This window comes from Marinovum algicola, from assembly GCF_900109145.1.
GTDB classification, from domain to species: domain Bacteria; phylum Pseudomonadota; class Alphaproteobacteria; order Rhodobacterales; family Rhodobacteraceae; genus Marinovum; species Marinovum algicola.
Genome location: NZ_FNYY01000018.1, coordinates 77,605 through 97,578 on the forward strand (window position 1 = coordinate 77,605; position 19,974 = coordinate 97,578).

A 19,974-nucleotide genomic window follows, 5' to 3' on the forward strand; every position below is an offset into this window, starting at 1 on the left:
GAGAAAGGAGACAGCGATGAGCGAAGCCACGACGACCACCAACCACGAGGTGATCCGCAACTGGGCCGAGGCGCGCGGCGGCCGGCCGGCGCGGGTCCGGCAGGCCGAGGGCGGCAGCGATCTGCTGCGCATCGACTTCGATCCGCCCGAGGTCAGCCTGGAAGAGATCGGCTGGGACCGGTTCTTCGAGGTCTTCGAAGCGCAGAAGCTGGCCTTCCTGCATCAGGATCTGACCGAGGACGGCCAACCCAGCCGGTTCAACAAGTTCGTCGACCAAGACTGAGCCTCATTGGCTCAGCAAGGCGGCGCAGATCACGCCGAGCGCGCTGGACACGCCGGTCAGATCGTCATCATCGCGATAGGCCTGGGGAAAGAGCTCGGTCACCAGCGCGGCGATGATGGCCCCGGCGGCGAAGGCGCGGATCAGGCCCAGGGTCGCGTCATCGGCGCCGGCAAGCAGCGACCGGCCGGCGATGGTGACGGCCGAAAGGATCAGCGCCGCACCCACCCAAAGCGTCAGGATCCTCCGATCCGACCAGCCCCTGGCACGCATGTTCTGTGCACCGCCCGCCGCTTCCGGCAAATTGGTGAGCACAATGGCTGTGGCAAAGGCCGCCACGTCGCGCGCCGAGGCGCCGATCAGTTCCACCCCCAGCACAAGATTTTCCGGCAGACCGTCAAGCGAGACCGCGACCATCAGGCCCAGCCCGCTGCGGCTGCCCCAGACCTCGTCGACCCAGTGATCGACCAGCGCAAAGACCACGGCACCCGAAAGCAGGGCCAGCGCGGCCGGCGCGGCGCCGGTGGCGTCGATCGCGGGTTGGAACAATTCGAGGATGAGCGACGACAAGAGTGCACCGCCGCCAAAGGCCAGTGCATTGCCCTTCAGCCGGTCGGGCAGCGGGAGGTAGAGGCTCCAGACGGCGCCGAGAACCAGCGATAGAGCCACGGCGGCGACCACGACAGAGACGGTCATTGCAGGCTCATGGCAGCAGGTCGGCCTCCCAGGTTTCGGCCCCTTCGGCGGCCTCGCCCCGGATCAGCGCGGCCACCGTCCGGGTGGCGTGTCGGGCGCTGCCGATCGGAAGGCCGAAGCGGTCCCAATTGTCGTTGCCTTCACCGTCATGGAGCGGCACAACATGATCGAAATGGCAGGCCTGCCGGCATTCGTCATAAGCGCTGGTGGCCCGGGTCTCGATATTCTCCAGATCGCCGAGCGAGAGCGTGCCTTCCTCTTGCGACGTGCGGTGCAGCAGCTTGCGCCGCTGGATCCCGGCAAAGAGACCGGGAAGGTCGATGTCATCGGCCTTGGCCTGGCGGATCTCTTCGTGGCTCAAAGGCGCCAGAAAGATTGACAGGCTGTCATGCGGGGTCAGGATGCCCGCCTCGCGCAGCCTGGCGGGCAGGCCGGGGTTGCCCTCGTAGAGCGCGTGGCATCCGCTTTCGAGAATGCGGTCGATCTCGGCCAGATCCAGCGCCTGAAGATCACCGCGATTGTCGATCAGAAGAACCCCGGGGTTTTCGCCCAGTCTCTCGATCTCGTCCCGCGTGCGGAAATGGTAATCCACGCCGTCCGTTTCGCCTGGCCGCATGCGACGGTCGTTGAACAGCACCAGTTCCTCGATCTCGTCGGCCAATTCGCGGTCGATCCGGCAGAGGTTTGCGGCCAGCGGGCTCTTGCCGATGCCCGAGGGGCCGGAGATGAGGATGAGTTTCGGCATGGCTGCGTCCTTGTCGGTCCGATTTCGGGACCAACCGGGACGCCGGCGAAGATGTTCCACCGGCCGGGTCATGTCGGCGCGGACAGCCCGCTTGGAACATCGGGGCGCGGCGACTGTTTCCCGGGTTCATGAGGCGGCCGCCAAGGCGCGCCGCCGCAACCGTCAAGGAGGATATCATGCAAGTCAGTCAGGTGATGACAGCACACCCCGTGACCGTAACACCGACACAGAACGTGCGCGACGCCGCCGAGATCATGAAACGGATCGACACCGGCTTTGTCCCGGTGGGAGACAACGACCGCCTGGTCGGCATGGTCACCGACCGCGATATCGTGGTGAAGGGGCTGGCCGCCGGCAAGGATGCCGATTGCAAGATCTCCGAAGTGATGACACACGAGGTTCTCTATTGCCGCGACGATGAAGAGGTCGCCGCCGTTGCCCGCAACATGGGCGAGAACCAGGTGCGCCGCCTGCCGGTGGTGGACCGCGACAAGCGGCTGGTGGGCATTGTCTCGCTGGGCGATCTCTCGAGTGATGGCGATCCGTCGGCCGCCGGCGTGGCACTGGAACAGATTTCGGAAAGCTGACCGCGCGGCGCCTTCAGCCGCGCAGCAAGGCGAAGTCCGGGTCATAGGGGCTCGGCGCGATGACCTCGGCGGCCACCATCCGGCCGCAGAGGTCGAGCTGCAAGGCGCGGCCAGCTTTCGCCAGATCGGGCTCTACGAAGGCATAAGCCAGGTTGAGCCGGGTTCGGTGGCCCCATGCGCCAGAGGTGATCGAACCCACCACCCTGTCATCCTGCATGAGCGAGGCGCCGGCATGGGCGGGGGCCTGCCGGGTATCGAGGCTCAGGGTCACCAGCCGTTTCCGTGGGCCCTCGGCGAGGCGCCGTTGCAATGCCGGTTTGCCGATGAATCCGGGCTTTTTCATTTGCACAAAGCGGTCGAGCCCGGTTTCGAAAGGGTCAAACTCCGTCAGGATATCCGCTTTCCAGTGCAGAAAGCCCTTTTCCATGCGCATCGAGTCCACGGCCCGCGCCCCGAACAGCCGCAGGCCATGCGCCGCGCCGGCGTCGCGCAGCGCCTGATAGGCGGCAAGAAGCGCGCTGTTCGGCACATGGATCTCATAGGCCGGTTCGCCGGAGAAGCTGACCGCCAGCACCGTGGCCGGCGCGATGCCGATGAAACATTCCCGCACCGAAAGCCAGGGAAAGGCCACGGCCGACCAATCGCCCCGCGCGCAGGCCGAGAGCACCGCCCGCGCCCTGGGGCCGGCCAGCACGAGGATCGTCTGCGCGTTGGTCAGGCTGCGGATCTGCACATCCTCATCGGCGTGCAGATACGCCTGTAGCCAATCCATGTCGTGCAATTCCGCCGCCGCCGCAGACCCGTACCAGATGCGCGCGGGCCCCCGGTCGCTGGCCGGCAGGTTGGCGATGGTGGCCTCGCCCTTGAGCATGCCGTGATGGTTGAGAAGATAGCCCAGCCCGACCCGGCCGGGCTTGCGCGTGACCGTGCCACAAAACATCCGGTCGAGGAATTCATGCCGGTCGGCGCCGGTGATCTCGAAGCGGTTGAATCCGTTGACCTCGCAGAGGCCGACATTTTCCTGGACGTTCTTCACCTCGGCGCCGACGGTTTCGAAGGTCTCGTCGAAATCGAAGGTCAGCGAGGGGTGAAAATCCGGTGTCGGCATGATGTAATCCACCCGCTCCCAGCCATTGACGACAGTGAATTCGGCGCCCTCGGCCGCCAGTACCGGGGTCAGCGGCGTGACGCGGGCATTACGGCCTGCGGGGCGGTGCTCATGCGGAAAGTGAAAGCGGAACTCGTTCTGGTAGTCCTCGATCGCCTTGAGCGCGGTCAGCTCGACATTGCACTGCGGGCCAAAGCGGCGCGGATCCACCACCCAAGTGTCATAACAGGCCTCGCCATGCACAATCTGCTGCGCCAGAAGCCAGCCGTGGCCACCGCCTTCGCCAACGCCTGCGCGCAGGCCGATGATGCAAAAGGCATTGCGCTTGCCCGGGATCGGCCCGACCAGCGGCGCGCCGTCGATGGTATAGGTTATCGGGCCGTTCACCACCCGCTTGATACCTGCCTCGGTCAGCGCGGGCATGCGCGCAAACGCACCTTCCAGCACATCCATCACCCGGTCGAGATCATCCGGGCAGAGATCGTTTGAAAACCCGGGGCTGATGCCGTCCATCCCCCAGGTCTTGCAGTCCTGTTCATAGAATCCGAGCAGCAGCCCGTTCTTTTCCTGCCGGCAGTAGTAATCGCTGATCGGACAGCGCAGCAGCGGCATGCGGTGGCCGGCCTCGGCAATCGCCGGGATATCCTCGGTGACAAAATACTGGTGCTCCATCGAGGCCACCGGATGCTGCACCCCCATCATGGCGCCCACCTCGTTGACCCGGTAGCCGCAGGCGTTGACCACCACATCGCATTCGATATCGCCCTTGTCGGTGTGCACCGTCCAGGTGTCATCGGACCTTTGCGTCAACGCGGTCACCTCGGTGCTGCGATAGACCTCGGCGCCGCCCCTGCGGGCGTGAAAGGCCAGCGCCTGACAAAGCTGCGCCGGATCGATATCGCCATCCGCGCCGTCCCAGAGCCCGCCAAGCAGGTTATCGGTCGAGATCAGCGGATGCCGCCGGGCGCATTCCGCGGCGTCGATCACATCGAATTCCACTCCCATGCCGCGTGCCATCGAGGCGAAGTGGCGATAGCCCTGCATCTGCGCCTCGGTATTGGCCAGCCGGATGCCGCCGTCGCCGTGGTGGTAGCCGACCGGATAGTCGGGATCGTCGCGCAGCCTCTTGTAGAGCGCGATGGAATGGCTTTTCAGCCCCACCATGGTCTGGGTCATGCCGAAATTGGTCACCTGGGCGGCCGAATGCCAGGTGGTGCCCGAGGTCAGCTCGTCACGTTCGACGAGCACCGCGTCGCTCCAGCCTTCCTGTACAAGGTGGTAAAGCGTCGAACACCCGGCGATACCGCCGCCGATGACCACTGCCTTGGTTCGCGTTTTCATGCCCGATGCCCCCTGCTGCTTGCAACCGGATGCAAGCGGAGAATTCCGGCGCATGCAATGGAAAACCACCCGCGCCCGATGCGAATTCGGGCCGGGCTCCGGCCTCAGCCGGTCTCGGGCCGAGACCGCCTGGCGCGCAGGGCGATCACGCCTTGGCCCAGCTCCAGCGTATAGCGCTCGAGCGCGGCAAGCGTGGCATTCGCTGCCTCAGGGACACCCGCCTCGACGGCGTCGGTCAGGCGGGTGTGCAGAGTGATGATTTCCTCGCGCGAGCGGGCGGAAAAGGTGATCATGTTCATCAACGGCTGCATCGCCTCGACCGCCCCGGCAAGCTGATACGAGAGGATCGGGTTGCCCGCCGCATCGACCAGCCGGCGGTGCAGCGCCACGTCTGAGGCGCAGAACTCCTCGTCCGACAGGCCGCCGCGCCCCTGCCGCGCAATCTCTTCGCGCATTGCCGCCAGGTCGTCGGCGCTGCGGCGGGCGCAGGCTAGCGCAGTGACCGAGGTCTCCAGCGCATAGCGCGCCTCGCAGGCGACGGCGAAATCGACCTCGTTGATCGACAGCAGCAGCGTCGAGGTGCTGGCGTGCTGGGCCTGCGCCTCGTCATAAGACAGCCGCCGCACGAAGGCCCCGCCAAAGGCGCCGCGCTCGGTGCGGATCAGCGATTGCGCCGCCAGCCGTTTGAGCGCTTCGCGCACGGTGGGGCGGGACACCTCGAAGGTTTCGGCCAGGTCCGATTCGGAAGGAAGCCGGTCATCGGCGGTCAGCTCTCCCGAGAGAATCGCATCCCGCAGCGCCTTGGCGATCTGTGCTGGCAGATCGCTACGTTGATTTCGTTCCGTTTTTTTCATTTGTCTTACATTTAATTGTCAGGCATTTTTACCCCAGACAGGGGGCCCAAGGCAAGAAGGAGAGGGCGCGTGCAGGCATTGCGTGGCATTTCGGTCGGCCGGATGCACTGGCTGGGCTTCTTCGCGGTGCTGTTGCTGGCCTGGCTGGCGTTGTTTGCCATGGCGATCCCCAATGAGCTGCGCGCCCTCGAGGCGACCTATGGCGCGGGCGTGATCGAGCTGCTGTGCGGCGGCCTTTTGGGGGCGTCGGGCTTTGGCCCCGCCTTTGCCATGTGGGCGTTGATGTCGGCGGCGATGATGGCCCCGACGGCCTTGCCCGCCCTGCGCACCTACGATGACCTTGGCCATGTCACGTCGACCGGGTTCGGCAAGCTGGTGGGCGGTTATCTGAGCGCCTGGCTCGGCTTTTCGCTGGTGGCCGCCGCAGCGCAGGTGGCGCTCTTTCGCGCAGGCTTGATCGGCACGCTCGGGCAGAGCCTGTCGGTGCCGCTGACCGCTCTGCTGCTGATCGGCGCCGGGGCCTATCAGTTCACCGAGATGAAGGCCGCCTGCCTGTCGCGCTGCCGCGCGCCGCTGACCTTCTTCATCCAGCATTGGGAGGAAGGCCCGTTCCGCAACGGGTTGCGGCTGGGGCTCGACTGCGTGGGCTGCTGCTGGGCGCTGATGCTGCTCGCCTTCATCGGCGGCACCATGAACCTGGCCTTCATGGGGCTCGCCATGGTGCTGATGACTTTGGAAAAACTGCCCGACATCGGGCGCTATCTGACGAAACCGCTGGGCCTGGCGCTGATTGCCGCAGGCTTTGCACTGCCATTGTTCTAGGGAGGAACCATGCCACTCGACGCCACCCAAATCCCCGATTGGACCATCAAGGGGGAGCTGATCCTGAACTGCAACTGCACGGTGTTCTGTCCCTGCGTTGTCAGCCTGGGCAAGCACCCGCCCACCGAAGGCTATTGCCAGGCCTGGGTCGGCATCCGGATCGACGACGGCGCCTATGGCGATGAGACGCTGTCGGGCCTCAACGTCGGGCTGATCATGGACATCCCCGGCAACATGGGCCGCGGCAACTGGAAGGCCGCCGCCTATATCGACGAAAATGCCAGCGAGGCGGCCTATGACGCGCTGGTCGCCATCTTCTCGGGCGCGGCGCGGGGCACCACCGGGCTTTTCGGCATGCTGGTCAGCGAATTCCTCGGCGCCGAGCGCGCACCGGTGAGCTTCGAGACCGAGGGCAACGCCCGCCGGTTGATGGTCGGCAAGAAGATCCAGGGCGAAGTGGTGCCGGTGACCAACGCCCAGGGCAAGGAAACCGTGATCACCAACACCGATTACTGGATGGGCCCCGACATCACCGTCGCCACCGCCACCAAGAGCCGGGTACGCGCCCACGGCCGGGTCTGGGATTTCGACGGTCGCTCGGCCGAGATCTGCCAGATCGACTGGCACGGACCACGTTAACGCCGGGAGGCAGGGGATGCAGGAGCATTTCGACGCTTTCGCACCGGGGGCGGCCAATCATGTGCCGCTCTCGCCGGTGTCTTTCCTGAAACGCGCCGCTGTTGTCCACCCGGATCACGTCGCGACGGTGCAGGGCGATGTGCGCCGCACCTGGGGCGAGGTTCACGACCGCGTGCGCCGCTTTGCCGGCGGGCTGACGGCCCGGGGCATCGGGGTCGGCGACACAGTCACGGTGATCGCGCCCAACCTGCCGGAACTGTTCGAGGCGCATTTCGCGGTGCCGATGGCCGGGGCAGTGCTGTCGGCGCTGAACACCCGGCTCGAAGCCGAGACCATCGGCTATATCCTCGACCATTCCGACAGCCGGCTGATTCTTGCTTCGACCGACATGCTCGGGCTGGTGCGGGATGCGCTAGCGCTGGCGGAAAACCGGCCTGAGGTCATCGAGATCCCGCTGCCCGGGGGCGCAGCGCAGAGCGCCACCACGTTTGACGATTTCCTCGCCGCGCCGTTCGAAGGCGACGGGCTGCCGGCCGACGAATGGCAGGCGATGGCGCTGAATTACACCTCGGGCACCTCCGGCCGGCCCAAGGGTGTGATCTATCATCATCGCGGTGCCTATCTGATGGCGATGGGCACGGTGGCGGCCTGGGCCATGCCGCAACAGCCGGTCTACATGTCGGTGGTGCCGATGTTTCATTGCAACGGCTGGGGCCATCCCTGGATGGTCGCGATCATGGGCGGCACCATGGTGTTTCCGAAATCCTACGCCCCCGAAGATCTCTTTGCCGCGATCCAGACCAATGGCGTGACGCATTTCGGGGCCGCGCCGGTGATCCTGCAAATGCTGGCCGAGAGCCCCGACGCGCCGCGCTTCGACCCGCCGCTCAACGTCATGACCGCCGGCGCGCCGCCGCCGCCTGCCATCCTCGAACGGATGGCCGCTCTGGGGGCCGAGGTGATGCATGTCTATGGGCTGACCGAAACCTACGGCCATATCTCGCAATGCCTGCCGCAACCGGGATGGGCCGGGCTGGACGCCGGCACCCAGGCCAGCCATCGCGCCCGGCAGGGCGTGGCGCTGCCCATGGTCGAAGGTGTCGCGGTGATCGACCGCCAGACCGGTCGGCCGGTGCCTGCCGATGGCGAGACGCAAGGAGAAATCGCGATCCGCGCCAATACGGTGATGAAGGGCTATTACAAGAACCCGCAGGCCACCGCCGAAGCGATGCAGGACGGCTGGTTCTGGTCGGGCGATGGCGCGGTGGTGTTCGACGACGGCTACATCCAGATCCGCGACCGGCTCAAGGATGTCATCATTTCCGGCGGCGAGAATGTCTCTTCCGTCGAGGTCGAGGCGGTGCTCTATCGCCACCCCGACATCCAGACCGCCGCCGTGGTCGCCCGGCCCCATCCGAAATGGGGCGAGGCGCCCTGCGCCTTTGTCGAGCTGCGCGCCGGATCGCAGGCCGACGAGGCCAGTATCATCGCCTTCTGTCGCGAGCATCTGGCCGGGTTCAAGACGCCGAAATCGGTGATCTTCGAGCCGATCCCCAAGACATCGACCGGCAAGGTCCAGAAATTTCAACTGCGCAACCGCATCAAGGAGCTTGGCTGATGGCGCTGATTTCCCCTTCCCGTCGTCTTCGCCGCACGCCGTTTTCCGAAGGCGTCGAGGCCGCCGGCGTCAAGGCTTATACGGTCTACAACCACATGCTGCTGCCGACCGTCTTCCGCTCGATGCAGGAGGATTACCGGCATCTGAAAGAGGCGGTGCAGGTCTGGGACGTGGCCTGTGAACGGCAGGTCGAGCTGCGCGGCCCCGACGCCAGCCGGCTGATGCAATTGCTCACTCCACGCGACCTGCGCTCGATGCTGCCGGGGCAATGCTACTACGTGCCCATCGTCGACGAGACCGGCGGCATGCTGAACGACCCGGTGGCGGTGAAGCTGGCCGAGGACCGCTGGTGGATTTCGATCGCCGACAGTGATCTGCTCTACTGGGTCAAGGGGCTGGCCTATGGCTACCGGCTCGATGTTCTGGTGGATGAGCCCGATGTCTCGCCGCTGGCGGTGCAGGGGCCGAAGTCGGATGATCTGATGGCGGCGGTGTTCGGCGACACCGTGCGCGACATCCGCTTTTTCCGCTACAAGGTGCTTGATTTCCAGGGCCGCGATCTGGTGGTCGCGCGCTCGGGCTATTCCAAGCAGGGCGGGTTCGAGATCTACGTCGAAGGCTCCGACATCGGCATGCCGCTATGGCATGCGCTGATGGAGGCCGGCAGGTCGCTGGATGTGCACGCCGGCTGCCCCAACGGGATCGAGCGTGTCGAGGGCGGGCTGTTGTCTTACGGCAATGACATGACCGACGACAACACGCCGCATGAATGCGGGTTGGGCAAGTTCTGCAACACCCAGACGGCAATTGGCTGTATCGGCCGTGACGCCCTGCTTCGGGTGGCGGTGGAAGGGCCCGTCAAGCAGATCCGGCCGATCGCCATGGGTGGCGATCCGCTGCCCGGCGGCTGTGACAGGTTCTGGCCGATCCGGGCGGGAGACAAGATCGTGGGCCGCGTGTCCTCGGCTGCCTGGTCACCGGATTTCGACACCAACGTGGCCATCGGCATGATCCGCATGACCCATTGGGACCCCGGCACCGAAGTGACGGTCGAGGCCCCGGACGGTACGCGCCCGGCGACCGTCAAAGACAATTTCTGGATTTAAGGAGAGACCACATGTTCAAGGCACTGCTTGTCGAAAAGAACGACGAGGGCAAGACATCCGCCAGCGTGGCGCAGGTCAGCGAAGACCAGCTGCCCGAGGGCGACGTGACCGTGGCGGTGGAATATTCGACGGTGAACTACAAGGACGGGCTCTGCATCGGGCCGGGCGGCGGGCTGGTGCGCAACTATCCGCATGTGCCCGGCATCGACTTCGCCGGCACGGTCGAGAGCTCTGACGACGCCCGTTACAAGCCCGGCGACAAGGTGGTGCTGACCGGCTGGCGCGTCGGCGAGAACCGCTGGGGCGGCTATGCCGAGAAGGCCCGGGTCAAGGCCGACATGCTGGTGCCGCTGCCCGAGGGTCTCGACACCCGTCAGGCGATGGCGGTGGGCACCGCCGGTCTGACCGCGATGCTGGCGGTGATGGCGCTGGAGGATCAGGGCCTCAAGGACGGGCCGGTGCTGGTCACCGGGGCCGCAGGCGGCGTCGGCTCGGTGGCGACGGCGCTGCTGGCCAAGCTGGGGCACGAGGTGGCGGCGGTCACCGGGCGGCCGGAACAGGAGGGCTATCTCAAGGGTCTCGGCGCCAGCCAGATCGTCGCCCGCGACGATCTGAGCGACGTGTCGAAAAAGCCGCTGGAAGCCGAACAATGGGGCGGCTGCGTCGACGCGGTGGCGGGTTCGATGCTGGGCCGGGTGCTCAAGCAGATGCAATACGGCTCTTCGGTCGCGGCCATCGGCCTGGCCGGCGGGGCGGCGATCGAAGGCGCGCTGATCACCCCCTTCATCCTGCGGGGCGTCAACCTGCTGGGCATCGACAGCGTGATGCAGCCCTATGACAACCGGGTCCGCGCCTGGAAGCGCATCGCCCGGGATCTGCCGATGGACAAGCTCGAGGCCATGGTGCAGCCGGCGGTATTGTCGGATCTGCCGCAACTGGGGCGTGATATCCTCAAAGGACAGGTCAAGGGCCGAGTCGTCGTCGATGTGACGGGCTGAGCCGATGACCCTTCGGGCGGCAGGGAGGGTCGCCCGGATCGCAAGAGATTGCAGGGCGGCGGCACAAGCTGCCCGCAACAGGGGCCGAGCATTACGATCCACCACATCGTTTATTCAAGGGAGGAACTGTAATGACTTTGAGACCGGATCCGACGTTTTACCCCTCGGCCAAGGCGGCGATGCAGGGGCCTGTCGAAAAACTTGCCTTTACCCTATTGCTCAGCCCCGACGGCACGCAGCCCGATGGTCTTGCCGTTGTCGACGTGGACCCCGGGTCGGACAGTTTCGGCGAAATCAAGCACAGCCTTTTCATGCCCAACAAGGGCGACGAATTTCACCATTTCGGCTGGAACGCCTGTTCCTCGGCGCTGTCGCCTTTGACCGGCCATGCCTTTCTCGAACGGCGCTACCTGATCATTCCCGGCATCCGTTCGTCGCGGATCTACGTGATCGATGTGAAAGAGCCGTTGAAGGCCAAGATCCACAAGATCATCGAGCCGGAAGAACTCTTCGAAAAGACCGGCTATTCCCGCCCGCACACCATCCATTGCGGCCCCGAGGGCATCTATGTCTCGACCCTTGGCGGCGGCGGCAAGGATGGCACCGATGGGCCTCCGGGCATCTTCATCATGGATTGCGAGACTTTCGAGATCCGCGGCCGCTATGAAATGGACCGGGGCGCGCAGGACAAACACTACGATTTCTGGTGGAATCTGCCGCGCGACTACATGGTCAGCTCGGAATGGGGCCTGCCGCCGCAGTTCGAGAATGGTATCGTGCCCGAAGACCTGCTGTCGAACAAATATGGTCACTCGATCCACTTCTGGGATCTGCGGGCGCGCAAATGCGTGCAGACCATTGACCTCGGCGAAAATCATCAGATGGCGCTGGAGATCCGCCCGGCGCATGATCCGGCCAAGCAATACGGGTTCTGTGGCGTGGTGGTGGACACCACCAATCTGCAAGGCGCGATCTTTACCTGGTGGCGCAACGAGGATGGCAGCTTTGACGCCAAGAAGACCGTCACCATCGATCCGCAACCGGCTGCAGCCGACGCGTTGCCCGAACTGCTCAAGGGGTTCGAGGCGGTGCCGCCACTGGTGACCGACATCGATCTGTCGCTGGATGACAAGTATCTCTATGTCTCCTGTTGGGGCACCGGCGAGATGCATCAGTACGACGTCAGCGATCCGATGAACCCTGTGCTTGCCGGCAAGGTCGAGATCGGTGGCATCGTCAAGAAGACCAAGCATCCCAATGGCGCGGATTTCGGCTATGGGCCGCAGATGGTCGAGATCAGCCGCGACGGTAAACGGGTCTACTGGACCAACTCGCTTTATTCGACCTGGGATGACCAGTTCTATCCTGGCGATCGCGGCGCCGCGATGGTGATGGCCCGGAACGAAAACGGCAGTTTCGCGCTCGACCCGGATTTCTGGGTCACTTTCCCCGAGGGCTATCGCAGCCACCAGATCCGGCTCGAGGGCGGCGATTGCTCGACCGACAGCTTCTGCTACCCCTCGGCGTGAGCGGCGCCGCGCCCGTCCCGGGTTCGCCCCGGGACCTATTCGCTACGGCTGACCAAGAGGCCCCGGATCAAGTCCGGGGCGGGCGGACGTCTTGAGCGGTGATGCCGGGCTCTGGTGGGCGGTCGTGGCCGTCGGCGTCTATCACGGGCTGAACCCCGGAATGGGCTGGCCGCTGGCGGTGTCTTCGGCGCTGATGGAGCGCCGGGCCACGGCCTTGCCACAGGCGCTGGCGGCGCTGGCGACCGGGCATTTCCTGTCGATGACGGCGATCCTGCTGCCGTTCTCGCTGATGGTGGCGCTGGTCGACTGGCAACGCGAGATCCGCATCCTGGCGGCGCTGATCGTCATCGCCATGGGGGCCTATCTGCTGGTCAACCGGCGGCACCCGCGCATTCTTTCGCGGGTGCCGCCATCGAAACTGGCGCTCTGGTCTTTCCTCGCCGCGCTGGCACATGGCGCGGGGCTGATGCTGGTGCCGATGTATCTGGGGCTTTGCGCGGCCGATGGCCTCGACGCCGGGCACGCGGCGGCGACCGCGCTCATGGCGGCCAATCTCGGCACCGCGCTGGCGGTCGCGGCGGTGCACACCCTGGCCATGGTGCTGGCCGGGGGAGCCCTGGCCTTGCTGGTCTACCTCTGGCTCGGGGTGCGGGTGGTCTCGAAGACCTGGTTCAACCTCGATCTGGTCTGGGCGGTGTCGCTGGTCGCGGTGGGGGGCATCGGGTTGGCGGGCGCCTGGCGCAGCTGAGGCCGGGGCGCCCGAATGCCCGGCTTCAGGTCCGGGCTTTCTCGAAGGCGGCCCAGGCGGTCTCGAAGCGGGCGATATCGAAATCCGGGCGGCGCGCGGCGTCGAGCACGATCCTTTCGGTCACCATCAGCTGGGCGATCGCGGCCTCCAGCCCGGGCAGGACGTCTGGCGGGATCACCACCGCGCCGTGGCGGTCGGCGTGGACGAGATCGCCGTCATTGATGGTCAGGCCGAACAGGGTGACCGCCGTGCCCACGTCACGGACATGAACAAAGGCGTGGCTCGGGCCGACCGAGCCCGCCAGAACCGGAAAGCCCGTCGGCAGGTCGCCGAGGTCGCGCATCACGCCATTGGTCAGCGCGCCACCCAAGCCAAAACCCTTGTGCACGGTGGCGTTGATCTCGCCCCAGAAGGCACCGGTGCAGGCCGGGAAATCGAGGTCTTCGACCACGGTGATGGCCGGGCGCGGGCCGCTGGCCATGTGGCGGTAATAATCCATGCGCCGGGCCCTGATCACCTCGGCCGGATCCTCGGCGGGCTGGTTGGCGGCGATCCTTGCGGTGCGGGCATAGCCCACCATGGCCGGGCTGTCCGGCGCCGAGGCCAGGATGGTGCCACGCGTGAAGGCATCGAATCCGCGTTGGCCCTGGGCCACTTCGATGGCGTTGCAGACGGTGGGGGTATCGACCTTGCACAGCAAAGTCAGGAGCGGGTCGTTCATGCGGCCTCCAGCCAGCGGCCAAGCGCTGCGTTGACGAACTCGGGGCGTTCGAGGGTGGGCAAATGGCCAGCCTGCTCGACAATTTCGAGCCGCGCGCCGGGGATCAGATTGGCCATCAACTCGTGGCGATGAACCGGGCAGAGCGCATCCGCCCGGCCGCAGAGCACCAGCGCCGGCAGCCGCGCCGCGCGCAGGGTGTCGCATTGGTCGGGCCGGTCCATCAAGGCACGGGACTGGCGGGCAAAGACCTCGGGCCCGAGCGCCAGCGCCATCTCGAGGCAGAGGTCGAGAATGTCGGCCCGGCGCGGTCCGGGGGCGAGATAGTTGGGCTTCATCTCCTCGCGCATCACCTGTGCCAGTCGGCCCTGCGCCACGGCTTCGAGCTGTGGTCGGCGGCGGGCTTTGACCGCGTCGCTTTCGGCGCGCGGGTTGGTATCCAGCAGGGCGATCCGGTCAACCCGGTCGGGCGCCTGCCGCAGCACCTCCATCGCCACGATTCCGCCCATCGACAGCCCCGCCAACGCAAAGCGCGGCGGCGCGCTGGCGAGGATTTGGGCGGCAAGCGCCGGCACGCTGTCCTGTGCAGCGATCGGTGCCAGATGAAGGCCGCGGTTGCCCGAAAACGCGGCGATCTGCGGCGCGAACAGCCGCGCGTCGCACATCATTCCGGGGATCAGGACAAGCGGGGTCATCGCGCCTGCGCGGCGCCGTCCGAGAGGGCCTGCAACTTGGCATAGGCAATGTCGGGATCGACCGCGCCAAAGCCCGCGAAGGTGCCAAAGCCGCAATCCGATCCGGCGATCACCCGCTCGGCCCCGACGATATCCGTAAAGCGTTCGATCCGCTGGGTCACGAGGTCGGGGTGTTCGACGAAATTGGTCGTCGTGTCGACCACGCCGGGCACCAGCACCTTGTCATCGGGGATCTCGGACTTCCGGTCGCGGAACACGGTCCACTCATGGCCGTGGCGGGGGTTCGAAGTCTCGAATAGCACATACCGCGACCGGGTGGCCATCAAGGTGGAAAACACCTTGTCCATGCCGATGTCGCAGCAATGCGGGCCCTCGTAATTGCCCCAGCAGATGTGCACGCGAACGCGATCCTGCGGCACCTCGGTCAGCGCGTGGTTGAGCGCCTCGACATGGCCGGCCGCGACCTTGAGGAATTCGGCGTCGGTGAGATCGCCAAACAGCATGTGGCGCGACAGGGCCAGGTCGGGGCAGTCGAGTTGCAGATCGAGCCCGGCGGCGACGATGGTTTCGTATTCCGCCTTCATCGCATCGGCGAGGGCGGCGAGATAGGCTTCGCGGGTCTTGTAATAATCGTTTTGCAGAAAGAGCGAGATCACGCCGGGCGAGGCGGCATTCATGAAGCCGCGCTCGACACCATGAGCGGCCATTGCCGCCTTGAGGTTGGCGATGTCCTTGTTCAGCTCGTCCTGACCTTTGGAAGTCACCGCATCGACGCACATCGGCCTTGCATATTGCGGCGTGCCGCCTTCGTCGGCGATGCGTTTCAGAAAGCCGGGAAACATCTTGAGATCGGCCGGCGCGTTGCGCGGGCTGTCGCCGGAAAACCCGGTGTACCGGTCCTTGACGTAGGTGGCATAGCTGATCTTGGAGGTTTCACCGTCAGACACGATCTCGATGCCGGCCTCGGCCTGTTTGCGCACGGTGTCGGACACCGCTTCGGTCATGGCGGCGTCGAAGGCGGCCGGATCGTAGGGTTCGTCCTTCTCGCGGGCAAAGATGAAGTCGACGACTTTCTGGCTGCGCGGCAACGAGCCGACATGGGTGGTGGATACGGGCATTTCGGGGCCTCCTTGCGTCGGTCATTCGGTCCAGGTGGCGCCGGGGGCGTCGCCGGTGGCAACCACGTGATACAGCGCTGCATCGCCCGACATCGACGGATAGGCGGTGTGATCGAGCCCCTCGGGCACCGACATCGTGTCGCCGGGGGCAAGCACGGTTTCGCCGGCGGAATAGCTGTCATTGCCGGCCCAGACGACGTTCCAGTGGCCGGTGACAGGCATGAGCACCGAAGGCCGGTCATGCCGGTGCATCTCCTCGGTCGACGAGCCACGGGTCAGCAGACCGACCTCGAAGCCGGGCTTGTCGCGCAACACGCCGTTTTCGCCGATCACCAGCGCCGGCGTGCGGTCGGCCAGGGCATGCAGATCCCAGTAGCGCGCAACGTAGCCGGGCACGACATCGCGGGTGCCCGGTTCGGGAAAGGCGCGCAGCTCGTCCTCGCTGAGCAGAGGCATCGGCGAGATGCCCTCCGGCAGATGTTCGCCCTGCTTGCTGTCGTAGAGCTTGCCCTCTTCCGACAGGATCAACCCGTGGTCGCGGGCATCCTCGATCACCTGCGGCGCCCAGATCACCCCGCCGCCGGCATCGTCGCCGCCGAGCACAGCCATGATCATACCGTAGTCATCGCCGATGTTCTCGAAGCCGCGAAAGATGCCAGTGGGAATGTTGAAGATGTCGCCCTTTTCAAGCACCACTTCACCGGCGTCGCCCCAGCGGCCCCAGAAAAAGCGCCAGCGACCGGACAGTACAAAAAAGACCTCGGCGGTACGGTGCGAATGCAGCGAGTTGCGGCAGTTCGGCGGCTGTCCGGCAGCGCCGATGTTGAAGCCGTGAGGCAGGGTGATGTGAACGTGCTGATCGGGGCTTTCCGAGACGCCGCCGCCGATGATGGTAAAGTTCTCCTTGCGGTCCGAGCCCGGGGTATGGGCGTCGATGAAGGCGGTCTTGCAGGGTTTGAGCGCGCCGTACCGGACGATGCGGTCGGCCATCTGGGTGTCGTTTGTCATCTTGTCCATTCCCGTCCCGGACCTGATCCGGGACCTCTTGCGGTAACCATGAGGCCCCGGGTCAGGCCCGGGGCACGCGTGTGTCGAACGTCAGCCGGCGTGCATCAGGATCTGCTTCCAGACCGCCGTTTCGTCATAAAGCGTATACTCGCGGCGCAGCTGCGGCTGGCCGCCGATCAGCGCGCCGAATTCGGCATGCGAGATGCCCAGGACATAGACCTGCGCTCCGGTCGGCGCGCCAAAGGCGCCCCAGCCGTCGTGCTTGCCCCAGAGGCTCCAGCGCAGCGCGGCGCGGGGCGGCATCATCGGATCGTCGCGCCCGATCTGGTGGTGGATGGTAAACTCGGCATTGGGAAAGGAGGCTCTGAGCCCCATCCAGAACCGGTCGACCGGCCCGCGCCCATGCCCGGTCACGCCGCCGGGGTATTCCGAATGCACCGCGCGATCATAGTCCCGCTCGATCACCGCCATGTCGGCGGTCATGATCCGGCGTATGATATCCGCATAGCGTTCGCCCCAGGCATTGTCATTGCCTTGGCCGGTGTACGGTCCGCGCCGGTCGGTCTCGGGCGAGAGCGGGCGCGCCGCCACCTCGGGCCCGCCTTCGCGGGCGATCATCGCGGCGGCGTATTCCTTGGGATCGAGCCCCATCTGCCGCACGATCGCGCCCTGGTCGCGGATCAGCCATTCATCGTCGATGGCATTGTTTCTGGCGTGGCAATCGGCCAGGATCCGATAGACAAGCTTGCGCCCCGAGGCCTTGCCGTAGACGCCGTCGCCAAGATGCGTCGCCGTCGACAGCAAACGGTGTGACGACAGCATCCCGGTCTCGGACGTGCCCGACCAGATCACATCCTCGCCCAGCAGCGTGCGGTCGGGAAATTCGGCCAGCGTTGCCATGGTGGCCGCGATCACCCCGTCATTGCCGATCACCACCGAGGCGGGCGAACGCACGACGATATCCTTGGCGTAATACTCGTGCAGCGTGGCGATACCACGGTCTTCCCAGATTTCCTTGGTGATGCCGATGATGTAATCGGGAAAATCGACGAACTTGGGGTCAAAGCCTTGCATATGGGTCATCCTTCGGAAGTCCAGCCTAGGGGCACCCGGGCCGAACCGCGCACGATCAGCGGGCAGTCCAGTGCGGTTTTCCGGGGCGCGGCGGCATCGGGGGTTTCGATAAGGCGCATCAGCGTGGCGACGGTCTCGGCGACCATCAGGTTGGCGCGCTGGCGCAGGGTGGTCAGGTCATAGGCGAGCCAGGCCGCCGGCGGCACGTCGTCATAGCCCACCACCGAGACGTCGCCGGGAATCGACAGGCCCAGTTCGAAGCGGATCACATCCATCACCGAAAAGGCCATGTGGTCGTTGGCGACAAAAACCGCGTCGGGTCGCTGGTCGGGGGGGACGTCGAACATGCTGCGCGCCGCATCCCGCGCCGCCTCGGCCTTGAACTCCCCCTTGCCGCGGGCAAAGACCGGCTGGCCCGCCTGGGAAAGCGCGGAACGAAAACCGGCTTCGCGGTCACGCTGGGTCGAGGCGCCTTCCCAGCCGGCGATGAGGGCGATGCGCTGATGCCCGCCGGCCAGCAGGAACTCGGCCGCCTTGCGGCCGCCGGCGAAATTGTCGGAAGTGACGGCGGCAACGCCTTCGCGATCTTCGTAGCGGTTGAACAGCACCACCGGCACGCCGGCCTGCTGACAGCGCTCGGCAATGTCCGACGACATGGCGACCGAGGCCATGACGATGCCATCGACCTGATAGTCGAGGATCTCCTCGACAACCTTGTCGACATTGCCGGCGGTCTGCGAGGCCATGAAGACGAGCACGTGGTAACCTTTTTCCTGCAAGGCATTCGACAGCTTTTCCAACGCCTCGGGGTAAAAGTAATTCTCGAGATAGGCGACCACGAGACCGATGATCCGGCTCTTGCCCGACACCATGGCGCGGGCCAGCACATTGGGCCGATAGCCCAGTTCCGCCGCAGCCTTGCGCACCTTGTCCGCCGTCTTCTTGCTGACCGAGGCGCCGGGCGTGAACACCCGGCTCACCGCCGACTGGCTGACCCCGGCGCGCTCGGCCACCTTGAGGGATGTCACTTTCTCTGCCATCAGCGCACCTTCCATCCGCCAGCGACCGGCCGCGCCCCGCCGGTCACCGGGAACAGCGGGCCCTCAGGCCGGAACCACTGGGGGGCTGGCCGTTTCCTCATGCATTCATCCCGTCGGGTATCTCGATCCGGCCCATGTTGCGCGCCTTGTTGAAGGCGCGCAGCCGGGCAAAGACATCAACCCCAAGCTGGCGATAGGCGTCAAGCAGATCGACCAGCACCCAGTTCTCGCGGATGCGGCCATTTTCGAGGCGCCAGAAATCTAGGCTGCGCATGGTGATCCGCTGCCCGGTCGGCGCAATCCCCATCCAGCCGTCATGGGTGACCGTCTGAACCATGTTGGGCCAGCCGGTGACGGCGGCATAATCGCCATCGCCGAAGAAATGATAGGTGATCTCGTGCCGGTCCTTGCCGCGGTCGGGCATGGCGTCGAGAAAGGGGATCTGGTGCCAGTTGCGGAAGCCGGCAATTCCGCGGCCGGTGCCGATCCCGGCGGGCCCGTACCAGTTCATCCGCGGATGCCAGAACCGCTCCAGTTCCATCACCTCCGGGCCGCCTTCGCTCGGGTGCTTCTTGAGATGGTCCAGCATCTCGACAATATGTTGCCGCGTCGCCAGCGACCGGTCGGGGTCATGCGGCCCCGGCACGAAACCGTCCTGCGTGGCCGGGCCCGGCACCAGGAATTCGCGTCCCAGCGACGGGGCCATCGGCCAGGCCCCGGCCTGCATCATCACCTCCGGGATGTCCCAGAGCGCCTGCACCTCGACCACCTTGCCGGCCTCGATCCGAAAGAATTCGTGGAACCGCATGGTCACCTGATGGCCGGTGGGCGGAATATCCAGCCAGGGCCCGGTAAAGACCCCGGTGTAATAGCCGCCACAGCCGACCCAGTCGGCACCATGTTCGTCCGGGCCCGCCATGACGATGTAATCGCGCCGCTCCAGATCCGGCCAGGCCGCGAGCAGGGGCGCGTAGGCGCCGTCGTAAAAGGCCTCTGGCCCGGTGCTGTCGCCGAGCGGATGGCTGAGGTGAAACACCGCGTCGGGCGCACAGACCTCGTCCAGGGCGCGGCGGACGGCGGCGGCTTCGAAATCCACCATCGCCGCCCTCAGCCGGGCGATCACGGCCTTGTTTCTGGTAGGCACATCCATGATCGGGCTCATTCTGCCGCGTCGCGGGCCGGCGCGGCCGCGCCGTAGGGCACGTTGACGCCACCATAGCGACGGACCCGGATGTTGCATTGCTCGGCAT

20 protein-coding genes are annotated in these 19,974 nt (G+C 65.7%); 9 read left to right on the forward strand and 11 right to left on the reverse strand.

The window, feature by feature from the left end:
- Positions 1–16 precede the first annotated feature (16 nt).
- Positions 17–283, forward strand: a complete 267-nt coding sequence (locus tag BMW90_RS19885) for a hypothetical protein (protein WP_074838435.1) — start codon at positions 17–19, stop codon at positions 281–283.
- A 3-nt stretch (positions 284–286) separates the two neighbouring features.
- On the opposite strand, the gene BMW90_RS19890 is transcribed toward BMW90_RS19885, so the two are convergent.
- On the reverse strand, positions 287–976 hold the full coding sequence (locus BMW90_RS19890) for a ZIP family metal transporter (protein WP_074838437.1): 690 nt from the start codon (positions 974–976) through the stop codon (positions 287–289).
- A 7-nt stretch (positions 977–983) separates the two neighbouring features.
- Positions 984–1,721, reverse strand: a complete 738-nt coding sequence (locus BMW90_RS19895; RefSeq protein WP_074838439.1) for a guanylate kinase — start codon at positions 1,719–1,721, stop codon at positions 984–986.
- A 176-nt stretch (positions 1,722–1,897) separates the two neighbouring features.
- Here BMW90_RS19895 and BMW90_RS19900 point away from each other — a divergent pair, with 176 nt between their 5' ends.
- On the forward strand, positions 1,898–2,308 hold the full coding sequence (locus BMW90_RS19900; RefSeq protein ID WP_074838442.1) for a CBS domain-containing protein: 411 nt from the start codon (positions 1,898–1,900) through the stop codon (positions 2,306–2,308).
- A 13-nt stretch (positions 2,309–2,321) separates the two neighbouring features.
- Here the strand turns inward: BMW90_RS19900 and BMW90_RS19905 are convergent, their stop codons facing one another.
- Positions 2,322–4,757 carry a GcvT family protein gene (locus BMW90_RS19905; RefSeq protein ID WP_074838445.1) on the reverse strand — a complete coding sequence of 812 codons (2,436 nt, stop codon included), beginning with the start codon at positions 4,755–4,757 and terminating at the stop codon, positions 2,322–2,324.
- Positions 4,758–4,861: 104 nt separating this feature from the next.
- Positions 4,862–5,611, reverse strand: a complete 750-nt coding sequence (locus BMW90_RS19910; RefSeq protein WP_074838447.1) for a FadR/GntR family transcriptional regulator — start codon at positions 5,609–5,611, stop codon at positions 4,862–4,864.
- A gap of 102 nt (positions 5,612–5,713) precedes the next feature.
- On the opposite strand from BMW90_RS19910, the gene BMW90_RS19915 reads away from it, so the two are divergent.
- The 7 genes from BMW90_RS19915 to BMW90_RS19945 all read left to right on the forward strand — a co-directional run bounded on the left by BMW90_RS19915 (position 5,714) and on the right by BMW90_RS19945 (position 13,071).
- Positions 5,714–6,433 (forward strand): DUF2182 domain-containing protein, encoded by a 720-nt coding sequence (locus BMW90_RS19915; protein WP_074838495.1) that lies wholly within the window; start codon positions 5,714–5,716, stop codon positions 6,431–6,433.
- A gap of 9 nt (positions 6,434–6,442) precedes the next feature.
- The gene (locus tag BMW90_RS19920; protein WP_074838450.1) at positions 6,443–7,072 is read left to right on the forward strand and encodes a DUF1326 domain-containing protein; all 630 of its coding nucleotides are present in this window, start codon (positions 6,443–6,445) and stop codon (positions 7,070–7,072) included.
- Between the two features lie 16 nt (positions 7,073–7,088).
- Entirely contained in the window at positions 7,089–8,690 is a 1,602-nt protein-coding gene (locus BMW90_RS19925; RefSeq protein ID WP_074838454.1) for an AMP-binding protein, read from the forward strand.
- Positions 8,690–9,796 (forward strand): dimethylsulfoniopropionate demethylase, encoded by a 1,107-nt coding sequence (locus tag BMW90_RS19930; RefSeq protein WP_048536000.1) that lies wholly within the window; start codon positions 8,690–8,692, stop codon positions 9,794–9,796. The genes BMW90_RS19925 and BMW90_RS19930 overlap by 1 nt, the downstream gene beginning before the upstream one ends.
- A gap of 11 nt (positions 9,797–9,807) precedes the next feature.
- A complete protein-coding gene (locus tag BMW90_RS19935) occupies positions 9,808–10,794 on the forward strand; it encodes an acrylyl-CoA reductase family protein (protein WP_048535999.1) in 987 nt (328 codons plus the stop codon).
- Positions 10,795–10,925: 131 nt separating this feature from the next.
- A complete protein-coding gene (locus tag BMW90_RS19940; protein WP_074838457.1) occupies positions 10,926–12,323 on the forward strand; it encodes a selenium-binding protein SBP56-related protein in 1,398 nt (465 codons plus the stop codon).
- A 160-nt stretch (positions 12,324–12,483) separates the two neighbouring features.
- Positions 12,484–13,071: a hypothetical protein gene (locus BMW90_RS19945; protein WP_407657404.1), complete on the forward strand. Its 588-nt coding sequence runs from the start codon at positions 12,484–12,486 to the stop codon at positions 13,069–13,071.
- Positions 13,072–13,096: 25 nt separating this feature from the next.
- Here BMW90_RS19945 and BMW90_RS19950 read toward each other — a convergent pair whose 3' ends face one another.
- The 7 genes from BMW90_RS19950 to BMW90_RS19980 all read right to left on the reverse strand — a co-directional run bounded on the left by BMW90_RS19950 (position 13,097) and on the right by BMW90_RS19980 (position 19,874).
- Positions 13,097–13,792 (reverse strand): RraA family protein, encoded by a 696-nt coding sequence (locus tag BMW90_RS19950; RefSeq protein WP_074838463.1) that lies wholly within the window; start codon positions 13,790–13,792, stop codon positions 13,097–13,099.
- Positions 13,789–14,484: an alpha/beta fold hydrolase gene (locus BMW90_RS19955; RefSeq protein WP_074838466.1), complete on the reverse strand. Its 696-nt coding sequence runs from the start codon at positions 14,482–14,484 to the stop codon at positions 13,789–13,791. The genes BMW90_RS19950 and BMW90_RS19955 overlap by 4 nt, the downstream gene beginning before the upstream one ends.
- Positions 14,481–15,602 (reverse strand): cobalamin-independent methionine synthase II family protein, encoded by a 1,122-nt coding sequence (locus tag BMW90_RS19960; RefSeq protein WP_048535993.1) that lies wholly within the window; start codon positions 15,600–15,602, stop codon positions 14,481–14,483. The genes BMW90_RS19955 and BMW90_RS19960 overlap by 4 nt, the downstream gene beginning before the upstream one ends.
- Before the next feature lie 21 nt (positions 15,603–15,623).
- Positions 15,624–16,610 carry a cupin domain-containing protein gene (locus BMW90_RS19965; protein WP_074838498.1) on the reverse strand — a complete coding sequence of 329 codons (987 nt, stop codon included), beginning with the start codon at positions 16,608–16,610 and terminating at the stop codon, positions 15,624–15,626.
- 90 nt (positions 16,611–16,700) lie between these two features.
- Entirely contained in the window at positions 16,701–17,684 is a 984-nt protein-coding gene (locus BMW90_RS19970; protein WP_074838469.1) for a nuclear transport factor 2 family protein, read from the reverse strand.
- Between the two features lie 5 nt (positions 17,685–17,689).
- Positions 17,690–18,724 (reverse strand): LacI family DNA-binding transcriptional regulator, encoded by a 1,035-nt coding sequence (locus tag BMW90_RS19975; protein WP_211568964.1) that lies wholly within the window; start codon positions 18,722–18,724, stop codon positions 17,690–17,692.
- Between the two features lie 97 nt (positions 18,725–18,821).
- A complete protein-coding gene (locus BMW90_RS19980) occupies positions 18,822–19,874 on the reverse strand; it encodes an ester cyclase (RefSeq protein ID WP_074838472.1) in 1,053 nt (350 codons plus the stop codon).
- Between the last annotated feature and the right edge of the window lie 100 nt (positions 19,875–19,974).